Origin of the sequence: Streptomyces sp. NBC_01257, from assembly GCF_035917255.1 — a bacterium.
Lineage (GTDB): Bacteria > Actinomycetota > Actinomycetes > Streptomycetales > Streptomycetaceae > Streptomyces.
In genome coordinates, this window is the sequence record NZ_CP108472.1 from 7,956,980 (window position 1) to 7,971,742 (window position 14,763).

Sequence of the window (14,763 nt, forward strand, 5' to 3'; positions counted from 1 at the left end):
TCGGCACCCTGATGACTGCCACTCTCGTCGCCAAGGACCTCGCCGCCGGACACGGCGACCGCACTCTCTTCGCCGAGCTCGACCTCGTGGTCGCGCCCGGTGACGTGATCGGTCTCGTCGGAGTCAACGGGGCCGGAAAATCGTCGCTCCTCCGGCTTCTCGCCGGTCTCGACCAGCCGGAGGAGGGCGAGCTGCGGCTCTCCCCGCCCACCGCCACGGTCGGCCACCTGCCGCAGGAACCGGACCGCCGCCCCGGCGAGACCGTGCGGGAGTTCCTGGCCCGGCGCACCGGCGTCGCCGAGGCCCAGGCGACGATGGACACCGCCACCCAGGCCCTCGTCGACGGCGCCCCCGGCGCCGACGACGCGTACTCCGAGTCCCTGGAGCGCTGGCTCGCCCTCGGCGGCGCCGACCTGGACGAGCGGGCCGAGGAGATCGCGGCCGACCTCGGCCTCACCGTCGGGCTCGACCTGCCGATGACCGCACTCTCCGGCGGCCAGGCGGCCCGTGCCGGACTCGCCTCGCTGCTGCTGTCGCGCTACGACGTCTTCCTGCTCGACGAGCCCACCAACGACCTCGACCTGGACGGTCTGGAACGGCTGGAGCGGTACGTCTCCGGGCTGCGCGCCGGCACCGTCGTCATCAGCCACGACCGTGAGTTCCTGATGCGCACGGTCACCAAGGTGCTCGAACTGGACCTCGCCCAGCAGCAGATCAACCTCTACGGCGGCGGCTACGCGGCCTACCTGGAGGAGCGCGAGCGGGCCCGCAGGCACGCCCGTGAGGAGTTCGAGGAGTACTCCGACAAGCGCTCGGCGCTCGAAGGCCGCGCGCTCATGCAGCGCTCCTGGATGGACAAGGGCGTCAGGAACGCGCGCCGCAAGGCCTCCGACTCCGACAAGATGGCCCGCAAGTTCCGCAGCGAGTCCAGCGAGAAGCAGGCCGCGAAGGCCCGGCAGACCCAGCGCATGATCGAGCGCCTCGACGTCGTGGACGAGCCGCGCAAGGAGTGGGAGCTGCGGATGGAGATCGCCTCCGCGCCCCGCTCCGGCTCCGTCGTCGCCACGCTGCGCGAGGCCGAGGTGGTGCTCGGCGACTTCGCGTTCGGGCCGGCCTCGCTCCAGATCGACTGGGCGGACCGGGTCGCCATCACGGGCGCCAACGGAGCCGGCAAGTCAACCCTCCTCGCGGCCCTGCTCGGCCGCCTCCCGCTGGACTCGGGGCACGCGAGCCTCGGCTCCGGCGTGGTCGTCGGCGAGGTCGACCAGGCTCGGAAGCTGTTCCACGGCTCGGAGTCGCTCCTGGAGGCCTTCTGCGCGGCCGTCCCCGAGACGGAACCCGCCGAGGTCCGCACGCTGCTCGCCAAGTTCGGCCTGCGCGCCGACCATGTGATGCGCCCGGCGACCACGCTCTCCCCGGGCGAGCGCACCCGGGCGGGGCTCGCGCTCCTCCAGGGCCGCGGCGTGAATCTCCTCGTGCTGGACGAGCCGACCAACCACCTGGACCTGCCCGCTATCGAACAGCTGGAATCGGCGCTCGACTCCTACACGGGGACGCTGCTGCTCGTCACGCACGACCGCCGGATGCTGGAGGCGGTCCGTACGACGCGCCGCGTCGAGGTGACGGCCGGCCGGCTCACGGAGAGCTGACGCGTGTGACCGGTCTCCCGGACCGGTCACACGCTGGTATGCCAAGAGGTCTCACGCACTCCCTCCTCACGCATCCATTCAGGGAAGAATTCCGACTTACTCCGCATAACTCCTGAAGGCGCGATCACTTGGTATGCCAAGTGTTACTGTCGCCTTGCTCCGGCGCGAGGACTGCCGTCCGGCCGGAGCGGTCCGGTACCCCGCACCCGCAGGAGGCCCCGTGCGAACCCGCTGGCGCGCCACCCACGTCCTCGCCCACCGGAACGGCGGGCACGCGCTGCTGCGCGACGGCGAGATCGTGTGGGAGGACGACACGATCGCGTACGTCGGCACGGGGTACGACGGCCCGGTGGACGAGGAACTGGACCTCGGCGAGGCCCTGGTGATGCCCGGGCTCATCGACCTGGACGCGCTCACCGACATCGACCACCTCGTCCTGGACTCCTGGGCGCCCCGTGAACGCGCCGCCGGACTCCAGTGGTCCCAGGACTACTTCGACCACCGCCGCCGCCCCGTCCTCACCCCCGCGGAACGGGCCACCGTCCGCGAGTACGCGCTCGTCCAGCTGGCCCTGCACGGCATCACCACCTACATGCCGATCGCCTCGGAGATCCACAGCGACTGGGCGGAGCCGTACGACGAACTCGTCGCGATGGCGCGGACCTCCCGCCGCATCGGCCTGCGCGGCTACCTGGGCCCCGCCTACCGCTCCGGCGTCAACGTCGCACGGCCCGACGGCGGCCGCGGCGTCGCCTTCGACGAGGAACGCGGCCGCGCGGGGCTGCGCGACGCCGTCCGCTTCCTCGACCACACCGAGGCCCTCGGCGACCCGCTGGTCAACGGGGTCCTCCTGCCGTGCCGCATCGAGACGCTCACCGAGGACCTCCTGCGCGAGACCGCCGCGACCGCCCGGCAGCGCGACGTCCTCGTACGGCTGCACTGCCTCCAGGGCCTGACCGAACGCGATCTCGTACGGGAACTGCACGGCACCACACCCCTGGAACTGCTCGCCCGCACCGGGCTGCTGGACACCCGGCTCCTCGTGCCGCACGGCATCGTGACCGACCGCCACCCCGACGTCCACGGCGAGGACCGCGGCGACCTGGCCGCCCTCGCGGCGGCGGACGTCTCCGTCGTCCACTGCCCGCAGACCTCCCTGCGCTACGGCCAGGTGCTGCACTCCTTCGACGCCTACCGGCGGGCCGGGATCAACCTGTGCCTGGGCACCGACTCCTTCCCGCCGGACCTGATCCGGGGCATGGACGTGGGCGTCCACCTCGCGAAGGTCGTCGACGGACGCGCGGACGCCGCACCCGCCGAGCACTACGTCGAGGCGGCCACGCTCGGCGGCGCCCGCGCCCTGGGACGCACCGACCTCGGACGGCTGGAGCCGGGCGCGCAGGCGGACCTGGTGGCGTTCCGGCTGGACGACATCCGCGACGGAGTCCAGGACGACCCCGTCCGTACGCTCCTGCTCAACGGCACCGCCCGGCAGGCCACCCACTCCGTCGTCGCGGGACGCCCCGTCATGACCGACGGCCGGATACCGGGCATCGACCAGGCGAACCTGCGGCGCCGGGCCCAGTCCCTGTTCGAGACAATGCGCGCGGCCTACGGCGAGCGCGACCTGCACCGCCGAGGTGCCGGCGAACTGTTCCCGCCGACGTTCCCGCCGTACGAGGAGACCTCACGATGACCGATGCGCCCGAGTCCGGTGCCTCCCATGTCGATCACGCCGAACGGACCATCCGCGCCCGCATCCTGTCCGGCGAGTACCCGCCCGGCGGGCGCCTGCGCGAACGCGAGCTCTCCGAGGCGCTTGGCTTCTCGCGCATCCCCGTCCGGGAGGCGCTGACCCGGCTCACGGGGGAGGGGCTCGTGGTGATCTCCCCGCGGCGCGGCGCGTCCGTGCGCAACCTCTCGCTGCGCGATGTGGCCGAGCTCTTCGACCTCCGGCTGAGCCTTGAGGTGTTCGCCGCCCGCAGGGCCGCGGAGGCCTGCGCCGGCGGCCGCGGCGGCGAGCGGCTGCGCGAACTCATGGAGGCGGCCGAGGACGCCACCCGGCGCGGCGACGCCCACGGGATCCCCGCCGCCAACACCGCGCTGCACGCCGAGATCGTCGCGATGACCGGGAACCGGCTGCTCCAGGACGCGCTGCAGCCCTCGCTCGGCCTGGTCCAGTGGCTGTTCACGCTCACCGGCGGCCTCGACCCGCGCGTCCAGTGCACCGAGCACCAGGACATCTGCGCGGCGATCTACGCGGGCAAGCCCGATCTGGCCGACGCCCTCGCCTACGCGCACATCGAGCGGGGCCGTGGCCCCTCGCTGGCGGCCCTGGCCGAGGTGCTTCCGGCGGAATGACCCACACCTGCATGCCGCGCGACACCTACCTCCCGCGCGACCGAACAAGGAAAGGCACCACATGCTCGTCACGAACGTCCGTCCCTGGGGCGGCGAGCCCTGCGACATCGATATCAAGGACGGCGTGATAGCCGCGATCACCCCGCACGACCCGAGCCGCGCCGCCACCGACACCGTGGCCGGACGGGGACGGCTCGCGCTGCCGTCGTTCTCCGATGTCCACTGCCACCTCGACTCCACCCGCATGGGACTGCCCTTCCGCCCGCACACCGGCGCCCCGGGCGTCTGGGGCATGACGATGAACGACCGCGCGCACTGGCGCGAGGACGAGTGGAGCGTCGCCGAGCGCGCCACGTACACCCTCGGCCGCATGATCGAGCGCGGCACCACCCGGGTGCGCAGCTACGCCCAGATCGACGCGGACTGCGGTCTGGAGCGGCTGGAGGGTGTCCTCGCGGCCAAGGAGGCGCACGCCGGCCGGTGCGAGGTCGAGATCATGGCCTTCCCGCAGGCCGGTCTGCTCAAGGAGAAGGGCGTGCCGGAGCTGATGGACCAGGCGATGTCCGCGGGCGCCGCCGTCGTCGGTGGCATCGACCCGTGCACCCTGGACCGCGACCCGGTGCGCCACCTCGACATCGTCTTCGACCTCGCCGAGCGCCACCAGGCACCTGTCGACATCCACCTCCACGAGCCCGGCGCCCTCGGCGTGTTCAGCGTCGACCTGATCCTGGAGCGGGTGCGCGCCCTGGACATGGCCGGTCAGGTGACGCTCTCGCACGCCTACGAGCTGGGCACCGTCGACGAGGCGACCACCCGGCGCCTCATCGAGGAGTTCGCCGAGCTGGACATCGCGATGGCGACGATCGCACCCGCCCAGCAGCAGAACGCCCTGCCGATGGCGCAGCTGACCGCCGCCGGTGTGCGGATCGGTCTGGGCGAGGACGGCCAGCGCGACTTCTGGTCGCCCTACGGCAACGGCGACATGCTGGACCGCACCTGGCAGCTCGCCTTCACCAACCGCTACCGGGCCGACGAGCTGATCGAGCACTGCGTCGCCGTCGCGAGCCGCGGCGGTGCCTCGATCCTGCACCCGGACCTGCCCCGCCTGTCGTCCGTCGCCGACCGCCCGGGCCTCGCCGTCGGCGACGCCGCCGATCTGCTGCTGGTCGAGGGCGAGACGGTGGCGTCCGCGGTCATGGACCGCAGCGACGACCGCACCGTCCTGCACGCCGGCCGGGTCGTCGCCGACGGCCTGCAGCTCGTCGGCTGACCCGCCGCACACACGCCGGAGCCCGTCCACCGACTGGTGGACGGGCTCCGGCGTTTCCGGCGGACGGCCGCTGCGGTCAGACCGCCGCCGCCACCGCCTTCGCGGCATCCGGCACACTGCCGTCGTCCGCGACGAGATGGCAGGCCACCTCCCTGGGCGCGCCCCCGGCGGACAGGGTGCGCAGCACGGGCGCCTCGGTCCTGCACCGTTCGGTGGCCAGCGGGCAGCGGGTGTGGAAGTGACAGCCCGGCGGCGGGTCCAGTGGGCTGGGCAGGTCGCCGCCGAGCACGATCCGGCGGCGGCCGCGCTGCTCGGCTGGGTCGGGCACGGGCGCCGCGGACAGCAGCGCCTGGGTGTACGGGTGCTTGGGCGCGGCGAACAGCTCGGCGGCCGGGGCCTGTTCGACGATCCGCCCCAGGTACATCACCGCGATGCGGTCCGCCAGGTACTCCACGGCCGCCAGGTCGTGCGTGATGAAGAGGCAGCCGAATCCCCGGTCGCGCTGGAGGTCCGCGAGCAGGTTGAGGACGGAGGCCTGGACGGACACGTCCAGGGCCGAGGTCGGCTCGTCGGCCACCAGGAGCGCCGGATCGACCGCCAGCGCCCGCGCGATGGAGACGCGCTGGCGCTGACCGCCGGAGAGCTCGTGCGGGTTGCGGTCGGCCAGTTCGGGCCGCAGGCCCACCTGGGCGAGGAGTTCGTCCACCCGCCGCGAGGCCTCGGCGCGTGTCGCCATGCCGTGCAGCCGCAGCGGCTCGGCGATGATCTGACGGATGGTCATCCTCGGGTTGAGCGAGGACGACGGGTCCTGGAACACCAGGTGGAAGTCCTTGCGCAACGGCCTGAGCGCACGCGCCGAAAGGGCGGTGACATCCGTGCCGTTGATCTCCACGCTGCCGTCGGTCGGCCGGTCGAGGCGGACCACGCAGCGCCCCACGGTGGACTTGCCGCTGCCCGACTCACCGACGAGGCCCACGACTTCGCCGGGAAGGATGGTCAACGACACCCCGTCGACCGCCTTCACCGTGCCGCCGGACCCGTCGAAGTGCCGCTTCAGGTCGCGTACGGCCAGCACGGGGGTGACGGTCGGTGGGTCGATGGCGGCGCTCATCGGACGGCTCCCTTGCTCGCGTCGGGTGGGGACTGGTCGGACCCGGCCGCGTCGGCCGGGTGGAAACAGGCGATCAGATGGGTGCCAGCGGCCTTCTCCAGCGGCGGCCTGCCCGTCAGGCAGCCGTCGTCGGCCGAGGCGCAACGCGGTGCGAAACTGCACCCCTTGGGCTGCTCGCGCAGGTCGGGCACGAGGCCGGGGATCTCGTTCAGCCGCGCCCGTCCGCCCGCGCCCCGGCTGCCGGGGCGCAGGACGGCACCGAGCAGACCACGGGTGTACGGATGCCGGGGCGAGTCGAACAGCTCGTCCACCGAGGCCTGTTCGACCGGACGGCCCGCGTACATCACGAGGACCCGGTCCGCGGTGTCCGCGACCACCCCGAGGTCGTGGGTGATCAGGACGATGGCGGTGCCGAGCCGGTCCCGCAGCGAGCGGAGCACATCGAGGATGCCGGCCTGGACCGTCACGTCGAGCGCGGTCGTCGGCTCGTCCGCGATCAGCACCGCGGGGTCGCACGCCACCGCGATGGCGATCATCACCCGCTGCCGCATCCCGCCGGACAGCTGGTGCGGGTACTCGTCGACCCGCTTGCGCGGAGCCGGGATACCGACGATGTCGAGCAGCTCGACGGCCCGCTCCCTGGCCGCGCGGCGGCTCAGGCCCTGGTGGCGGATGAGGACCTCGGTGATCTGCCGCCCCACGGTGAGGACCGGGTTGAGCGAGGTCATCGGCTCCTGGAAGATCATCGAGAGGCGGCGGCCGCGGAGCGACCGCAGCTGCTTCTCGGGGGCGCCGACCAGTTCCTGACCGTCCAGCCGGATGGACCCGCCGATCCGGGCGGTCGGCGGAAGCAGCCCCATCACGGCCATGGAGGTGACGGACTTCCCGCAGCCGGACTCGCCGACCACGGCCAGCACCTCGCCGGGCGCCAGATCGTAGGAGACGCCGTCCACGGCGTGCACGGTCCGCTCCGCCCCGTGGAAGGAGACGGTGAGGTCGCGGACCCGGAGCACCGGTTCGACGTCACCGGCCGGGGCGGGCCGGGGCACGGTGGTCGTTTCGACTTCGGTCACCGGGAACCTCCGCGGGGGTCGAGGATGTCGCGTACGCCGTCACCGAGCAGGTTGAACGCCAGGGTGGCGAGCACGATGACCAGTCCGGGGAAGACCGCCATCCAGGGCGCGTCCGCGATGAAGGGCTGGGCGCTGGAGAGCATCACGCCGAGCGAGGGGGAGGGCGGCTGCACCCCGAGGCCGAGGAAGCTGAGCACGGCCTCGCCGATGATGGCGGACGGGATGCCGACGGTGGCCTGCACGATCAGTGTCGAGGTGGCGTTCGGCAGGATGTGCCGGAACAGGATCACTCCGTCACCGCCGCCGTTGGCCACGGCGGCGCCCACGTAGTCCAGGTGCTTGAGCCGCAGCGTCTCGGCCCGGGTGACGCGGACGATCCCGGGGATCTGGGAGATGCCGATCGCGATGGTCGCGTTCTCCAGCGAGGGGCCCATGACGGCGGCGAGACCCACCGCGAGCACCAGGAAGGGGAACGCCAGCATGGTGTCGGTCAGCCGGGAGACGACCGTGTCGGCGAACCGGCCGTAGTAGCCGGCCACCAGTCCGAGCGGTACGGCGACGACGAAGGCCAGCAGCACGGCGAGCACGCCCACCTGCATGGACGCGGTGACGCCCACCAGCACCCGGGAGAGCTGGTCGCGGCCCAGGTCGTCCGTGCCGAGCCAGTGCGACCAGCTCGGCTCCATGAGCGCCGCGTCGAAGTCCGGCCGGGCCGGGTCGTACGGGGCGAGCAGCGGTGCCAGCAGCGCGACGAGCACGAACACCGCCGAGAGAACCGCACCCACCAGCGCCAGCCGGTTGCGCCGCAGCCGGCGCAGCGAGGTGGCCAGCCGTGCGACGCGGGCGGACGGCCGGGCCGCGGTGACCGGGGCGGCGGGCGGCGCCGTGGTCGGGGCGAGGGTCATCGGGAACCTCCGAGCCGGATGCGCGGGTCGACCACCGAGTACAGGAAGTCGACCAGCAGGTTGATCAGGATGTAGGCGGCCGAGGTGAACAGGACGACGCCCTGGACCATCGCGTAGTCACGGGTGAAGACCGCGTCGATGGTGAGCTTGCCGAAGCCCGGCAGGACGAAGACCTGCTCGGTGACGACGGCGCCGGAGATCAGGTGGCCGAGCTGGAGGCCCAGCACGGTGATCACGGTGACGAGCGAGTTGCGCAGCCCGTGCCGGCCGATGACGGCCGCCGGGGCCAGTCCCTTGGCCCGCGCGGTCCGCACGTAGTCCGAGGACATCGCGTCGATCATCGCGGCTCTCGTCTGGCGCATCACGACCGCGGCGAGACCGGAGCCGAGCACGACGGCGGGCAGCACCAGACGCCGCAGGTTCTCCAGCGGATCGGTGCTGAAGGGCACGAATCCGGAGGCGGCGAACACCGGCATGGCGATGGCGAAGACCAGCACCAGCACGATGCCGAGCCAGAACGAGGGGACGGACATGCCCAGCAGCGCGATGCCGTTGGCCAGCCACTCCTCGGGCTTGCCGCGCCGCACGGCGGCCATGACCCCGGCCCCGATGCCGACGACCACGGCCATCAGCAGGGACAGCGCGGCGAGTTCGAGGGTGATGGGCAGGGCCTGGGTGATGGAGTCGAGCACCGGGAGCCCGGTACGGGCCGAGGTGCCGAAGTCGCCCGTGACGGCGTTGCTGACGTAACGCCAGTATTGGACGGCGATGTTGTCGTCGAGCCCGTACTCGGAGCGGATCGCGGCCAGCACCTCGGGGGAGGTCTGTTCACCGGCCAGTGCCTGGGCGGTGTCGCCGGGCATCGCACGGACCCCGAGGAACACGGTGATGCTGACCAGCACCATGGTCACCAGCGACATGCCGATCCGGCGGCTCACATAGGAGCTGAGAAGTTGGCGGAGGGTCTTCACCGGCTCCCCTTCGTGTATCCGGCTTCCTTGACCCTGATCAGGCCGTCACCGGAGAGCTTGATGCCGCTGACGTCCTGCGAGGCGGAGACGTAGTTGATGTTGCGGTAGAGGTAGATGACCCCGTGCTGCTTGTTGATCGCGACGGTGAGCCTGCGGTAGATCTCGCGGCGCTCGGCGACGTCCGATGTACTGCGGCCCTCGACGATCAGCCGGTCGATCTCGGGGTCCGAGAGCTTGCCCTGGTTGTTGCTGCCGGTCGTGCCGACGAGGCTGTCGATGTTGCCGGCGGGGTCGGGCTGGCCGCCCCAGCCGCCGGTCCGCGCCTGGAAGTCGCCGGCGAGGGTCCGGGTCAGGCCGGTGGCGAACTCGGTGGGCCGCAGCCGTACGTCGAAGCCGGCGTCGGCGGCCATGGCCTGCACGACCTGTCCGAGGCGGCTGTCCTCCGGAGTCGTGTTGATCATCAGCTCCAGCGGCACGGGCGTCTTCACGCCGGCGGCCTTCAGCAGCCGCTCGGCCTTGGCCACGTCCCGCTTCGGGCACGTGACCGGGGTGCTGAGCGGGGTCCCCGGGGGAACGGGGCCGCAGGCCGGCTCGTACATGCCCTGGAAGACCAGCTTGTTGATCAGCGCGCGGTCCAGCGACAGGTCGAAGGCCTCACGGACCCGCACATCGCGCCCGAAGGGGCTGTCGACGGGGCTGGGCGCCTTGTCGATGCCGTGCGAGTTGCCGACGTTGAGGGTGAGCGCCATGTAGCCGAGGGACGGGGTGTTGAGGAGCTGGAGGTCCTTCTCGCCCATGGAGTTGCGCACCTCGACCGGACCCATCTGGTCGCCGATCTGGACGTCGCCGGAGCGTATGTTGGCCATCCGGATGTTGCCGTCGGTGATCGTCTTGTAGATGACGTGGTCGAGGTGGACCTTGTCCGCGTCGTAGTACAGCGGGTCCTTCGCCAGCTCGATCCGGTCACCGACGACCCGCTTCTCGTACTTGAACGGGCCGACGCACGAGGGATGCGTCGCGAAATCGGCCCCGTACGTCTTCAGCGCCTTCGGCGACATGATCAGCCCGGCGGTGTTGGCGAGCCGGCCGAGCAGCGGTACGTCGGGGTGGCTCAGCGAGAGCCGCACGGTGTACGGGCCGACGGCCGTCACCTTCTGCACCGAGTCGATCTCGGAGGCGCGGCCGGAGCCGCGCAGGTGCAGATGCCGGTCGAGCGAGGTCTTCACCGCCCGGGCGTCGAGGCGGGCGCCGTCGCTGAACCTCGCGTCCTTGCGGACGTCGAAGGTGAAGGTCCGGCCGCCGTCGGTGATCTTCGGCAGGGAGGCGGCCAGCTGCGGCACGAACTTGTTCTGCTGGTCCACGTCGTAGAGCTGTTCGCACATGGACGTGAACACGGTGCGCGCGACGAGCGTCGTCGTGAGGCTCGGGTCCAGCCTGTCGGGATCGGACTTCAGCCCGATGGTGACCGTGCCGCCGTCGCGGACGGGACGCAGGTCGGTGAGCCGCGCCTGGGCGGTGGTCTCCTTGCCTGGCGGGGAGAGCGAACTGCATGCGGTGGTGATCGCCAGCAGTGCGGCCACCGACAGAGCGGCCGGAATTCGACGCATGGGATCAAGCCTCCTTGAGGACGGCAGGGCGGCAGGACGGCGGGACGAGTACCGACTCGGGTACACGTTGAGGCGTAACGGTATACCAAGCGCTTCGGCGCCAAGCCGGGGTCAAACGGCCTTGTTTGCCGTTTTTGCAGCGTATGTGGCGGAGCAAAAAGGACGGATGCGGCGACGGTTCGGCGGCAGATTCACGACTTGAGACCGACTTGGTATACCGAACACTTTCAGCCCCTCCTGCGCTCGGGGAGCGGGAGGCCGGGGCGGAGCCCCGGATACGCGAAGGGGCGGGGTGGGGAACAGGCCCGCCGCAGGCGAACCTCTCCCCACTCCGCCCCTTCCGGACCGGGCTGGTCACTACCGACTACTGATTACCGCTTCCTGCCGCCCTGCTTGGGATCCAGCAGCCCCGCCCGGCGCAGCGCATCGGCCATCGCCCCGTTGGCCGGAGCCTGACGCCCCCCGCCGCCACCGTTACCGCCACCGCGCCGGTCACGCCCCTGGCCGCCCTGGCCCTGGCCCTGCCGCTGCCGAGGCGGACGCCCGCCCCGCTCGCCGCCGGCACCCCCGGCGCTCGCACCCGAAGCCGATCCGGCAGCATTCCCGCCGCCCGCACCCGCCTCGTCGTCCAGCCGCAGCGTCAGCGAGATCCGCTTCCGCGGGATGTCGACCTCCATCACCTTCACCCGGACGATGTCACCCGGCTTCACGACATCGCGGGGGTCCTTCACGAACGTCCTCGACATCGCCGACACATGCACCAGGCCGTCCTGGTGCACCCCGACGTCGACGAACGCGCCGAACGCCGCGACGTTCGTCACGACGCCCTCCAGCACCATGCCGGACGCCAGGTCGCCGATCTTCTCGACACCCTCCTTGAAGGTGGCCGTCTTGAAGGCCGGACGCGGGTCGCGCCCCGGCTTCTCCAGCTCCTTGATGATGTCGGTGACCGTCGGCAGACCGAACTTCTCGTCCACGAAGTCGTCGGCCCGCAGCGACCGCAGCACGCCCGAGTTGCCGATCAGCGAGGCGACGTCACCGCCCGTCCGCTTGACCATCGCGCGGACCACCGGGTACGCCTCCGGGTGCACGCTGGACGCGTCCAGCGGGTCGTCGCCCCGGATCCGCAGGAAGCCCGCGCACTGCTCGTACGCCTTCGGTCCCAGCCGGGCCACGTCCTTGAGCCCCTTGCGGGAGCGGAACGGGCCGTTGGCGTCACGGTGTGCCACGATGTTCTCCGCGAGCCCCGACCCGATGCCGGAGACCCGTGAAAGCAGCGGTGCGGAAGCGGTGTTGACGTCGACCCCGACGCCGTTCACACAGTCCTCGACCACCGTGTCCAGCGACCGCGACAGCTTCACCTCGGACAGGTCGTGCTGGTACTGCCCGACGCCGATCGACTTCGGGTCGATCTTCACCAGCTCGGCGAGGGGGTCCTGGAGGCGGCGGGCGATCGACACGGCACCGCGCAACGACACGTCCATGTCCGGGAGTTCCTGCGAGGCGAAGGCGGAGGCCGAGTACACGGACGCGCCGGCCTCCGACACCATCACCTTGGTGAGCTTCAACTCCGGGTGCTTGTTGCACAGTTCACCGGCGAGCTTGTCCGTCTCGCGGGACGCCGTGCCGTTGCCGATCGCGATCAGGTCGACATCGTGCGCCTTCGCCAGCTGCTCCAGCTTCGCCAGCGACTGGTCCCACTTGTTGGCCGGCACGTGCGGGTAGATGACATCGGTCGCGACGACCTTGCCGGTCGCGTCGACGACGGCGACCTTGACCCCGGTACGGAAGCCGGGGTCAAGACCCAGCGTGGCCCGGGTCCCGGCCGGTGCGGCGAGCAGCAGATCGCGCAGGTTGGACGCGAAGACGCGTACCGCCTCGTCCTCCGCCGCCGTACGCAGCCGCAGCCGCAGGTCGATGCCGAGGTGCACCAGGATCCGGGTCCGCCAGGCCCAGCGCACCGTGTCGCCCAGCCACTTGTCGCCGGGGCGCCCGCGGTCGTTCACCCCGAAGCGGCGCGCCACCATGTTCTCGTAACCGGACGGACCGGGAGCCCTGGACGGGTCCTCCGGCTCCTCCGGCTCCAGGACCAGGTCGAGGACGTCCTCCTTCTCGCCCCGGAGCATCGCCAGCACCCGGTGCGAGGGCAGCGCGGTGAACGGCTCCGCGAAGTCGAAGTAGTCCGCGAACTTGGCGCCCGCCTCCTCCTTGCCGTCCCGCACCCTGGCCACCAGCCGCCCGCGCGACCACATGCGCTCACGCAGCTCACCGATCAGGTCGGCGTCCTCCGAGAAGCGTTCGGTGAGGACGGCACGCGCGCCCTCCAGGGCCGCCGCGGCGTCCGCCACCCCCTTGCCGGCGTCCACGTAGGCCGCGGCCGCGGCGAGCGGATCGGCCGACGGGTCGTCCAGCAGCGCCGAGGCGAGCGGTTCGAGACCTGCCTCCCGGGCGATCTGGGCCTTCGTCCGCCGCTTCGGCTTGAACGGCAGATAGATGTCCTCGAGGCGCGCCTTGGTGTCGGCGGCCCGGATCCGGGCCTCCAGCGTCTCGTCGAGCTTGCCCTGCTCCCGTACGGATTCGAGGATCGCCGTGCGGCGCTCCTCCAGCTCCCGCAGATAGCGCAGCCGCTCCTCGAGCGTGCGCAGCTGCGCGTCGTCGAGCATCTCGGTCGCTTCCTTGCGGTAGCGCGCGATGAACGGCACGGTCGATCCGCCGTCGAGCAGCTCGACGGCCGCCTTCACCTGTCGCTCCCGTACGCCGAGCTCCTCGGCGATCCTGCCTTCGATGGACGTCGTCACGGTTCTACCGACTCGCCTTCTCCTGCTGGCTGTGCTGGTCGGGCCCGGGGCCGGCCGTTCGGACCGGCCCGGAGCCACTCGCCTGCATTGTGCCGGGTGGCCGGGCGCCGTGTCGCCCGGCCACCCCACAATCCGGCCGTCGGTTCCGCCGCCGGTCAGCCGGTCGCGTCCGCCGGGAACGCGCCTGCGGCGAACGCCGTTGCGAGGAAACCGCGGCCCAGCTCGGTCAGCCGGGCCGCTCCGGCGCCGCCCAGGTGCTCGTACGGGGCGAGGTCCATCCGGTCCGTCGACTCCTCGACGCCGGCCCGCAGCGCGGTGCCCTCCTCCGTCAACTCGCCCTCGGCGGTGAGCAGTCCGCGCTCGCGCAGCCGCACGGACGCATCCTCCCAGTCGGTGCGCCGCCAGCCGCGGGTGGCCAGGATCCAGCGCGGTGCCATGCCCTTGCCGGTGGCGGTGTGGCTGACCAGGGCCTCCAGCGGGTCGAGGCCCGCGGCGACCAGGGCGGCGAGGTGGGCGTCGCCGCGGTGCTCCCGCAGCAGCGTCGCGGCGTGCCAGTACGCCAGGTGCGGCTGCTCCGGCACCGGGAGATCGGCGTGGGCGGCGTAGAGCGGCCGGGCGTGTCGCGTGCAGCCCTCGGTGGCGCGCAGGGCGAGCTGCGCGGCCTCCGCCATCTCGGGCGAGGCGATGATCTCCTCGCCGAGCAGCCTGCGCAGCGTCGAGTCGGCGGCGCGCAGCCGGGCCGCGAGGACCTCGCCGGGTGAGGCGATGTCCCAGACGGCGGGCACGTGCCGGGCGACGAGCTCGTGGTTGAAGTTGTAGAAGGTCGCGGTGACCGTGCCCGGGCCGACCGCGCCCAGGGCGGCCGCGCGGGCGGCGAAGTAGGCGGCGGCGGGATCGTCGATCCCGATGCCACCGAGCTCCTTGCCCAGGTCGGGGGAGAAGTAGAGCGCGGAGTGCAGGGGGTTGAGGGCGTTGTGGCAGCGGCGTCCGGCGCGGGGCGGGAGAGTACTCATACCCG

11 protein-coding genes are annotated in these 14,763 nt (G+C 71.9%); 4 read left to right on the top strand and 7 right to left on the bottom strand.

Features of this window, described 5'->3' with window-relative positions:
- The first annotated feature begins 11 nt into the window (after positions 1 to 11).
- The 4 genes from OG408_RS34740 (at position 12) to OG408_RS34755 (ending at position 5,280) form a co-directional block, all read left to right on the top strand.
- A complete protein-coding gene (locus OG408_RS34740) occupies positions 12 to 1,649 on the top strand; it encodes an ABC-F family ATP-binding cassette domain-containing protein (RefSeq protein ID WP_266785492.1) in 1,638 nt (545 codons plus the stop codon).
- 220 nt (positions 1,650 to 1,869) lie between these two features.
- A complete protein-coding gene (locus tag OG408_RS34745; RefSeq protein ID WP_326673643.1) occupies positions 1,870 to 3,345 on the top strand; it encodes a chlorohydrolase family protein in 1,476 nt (491 codons plus the stop codon).
- On the top strand, positions 3,342 to 4,010 hold the full coding sequence (locus OG408_RS34750) for a GntR family transcriptional regulator (RefSeq protein ID WP_266785496.1): 669 nt from the start codon (positions 3,342 to 3,344) through the stop codon (positions 4,008 to 4,010). The genes OG408_RS34745 and OG408_RS34750 overlap by 4 nt, the downstream gene beginning before the upstream one ends.
- A gap of 61 nt (positions 4,011 to 4,071) precedes the next feature.
- A complete protein-coding gene (locus tag OG408_RS34755; protein ID WP_285564225.1) occupies positions 4,072 to 5,280 on the top strand; it encodes an amidohydrolase in 1,209 nt (402 codons plus the stop codon).
- 76 nt (positions 5,281 to 5,356) lie between these two features.
- Here OG408_RS34755 and OG408_RS34760 read toward each other — a convergent pair whose 3' ends face one another.
- The 7 genes from OG408_RS34760 to OG408_RS34790 form a co-directional block, all read right to left on the bottom strand.
- Positions 5,357 to 6,391, bottom strand: a complete 1,035-nt coding sequence (locus tag OG408_RS34760) for an ABC transporter ATP-binding protein (RefSeq protein ID WP_326673644.1) — start codon at positions 6,389 to 6,391, stop codon at positions 5,357 to 5,359.
- Complete coding sequence (locus OG408_RS34765; protein WP_326673645.1) at positions 6,388 to 7,464, bottom strand: ABC transporter ATP-binding protein; 1,077 nt, start codon at positions 7,462 to 7,464, stop codon at positions 6,388 to 6,390. The genes OG408_RS34760 and OG408_RS34765 overlap by 4 nt, the downstream gene beginning before the upstream one ends.
- The gene (locus tag OG408_RS34770) at positions 7,461 to 8,369 is read right to left on the bottom strand and encodes an ABC transporter permease (protein ID WP_266785504.1); all 909 of its coding nucleotides are present in this window, start codon (positions 8,367 to 8,369) and stop codon (positions 7,461 to 7,463) included. Before OG408_RS34770 ends, OG408_RS34765 begins: the two co-directional genes overlap by 4 nt.
- Positions 8,366 to 9,340, bottom strand: a complete 975-nt coding sequence (locus tag OG408_RS34775) for an ABC transporter permease (protein ID WP_266785506.1) — start codon at positions 9,338 to 9,340, stop codon at positions 8,366 to 8,368. The genes OG408_RS34770 and OG408_RS34775 overlap by 4 nt, the downstream gene beginning before the upstream one ends.
- Positions 9,337 to 10,947, bottom strand: coding sequence for an ABC transporter substrate-binding protein (locus tag OG408_RS34780; protein ID WP_285564222.1), 1,611 nt, complete (start codon positions 10,945 to 10,947; stop codon positions 9,337 to 9,339). The genes OG408_RS34775 and OG408_RS34780 overlap by 4 nt, the downstream gene beginning before the upstream one ends.
- Positions 10,948 to 11,318: 371 nt before the next feature.
- Positions 11,319 to 13,745, bottom strand: coding sequence for a Tex family protein (locus OG408_RS34785; protein WP_326673646.1), 2,427 nt, complete (start codon positions 13,743 to 13,745; stop codon positions 11,319 to 11,321).
- A 155-nt stretch (positions 13,746 to 13,900) separates the two neighbouring features.
- Positions 13,901 to 14,758 (bottom strand): SCO6745 family protein, encoded by an 858-nt coding sequence (locus tag OG408_RS34790; protein ID WP_326673647.1) that lies wholly within the window; start codon positions 14,756 to 14,758, stop codon positions 13,901 to 13,903.
- Positions 14,759 to 14,763 lie beyond the last annotated feature (5 nt).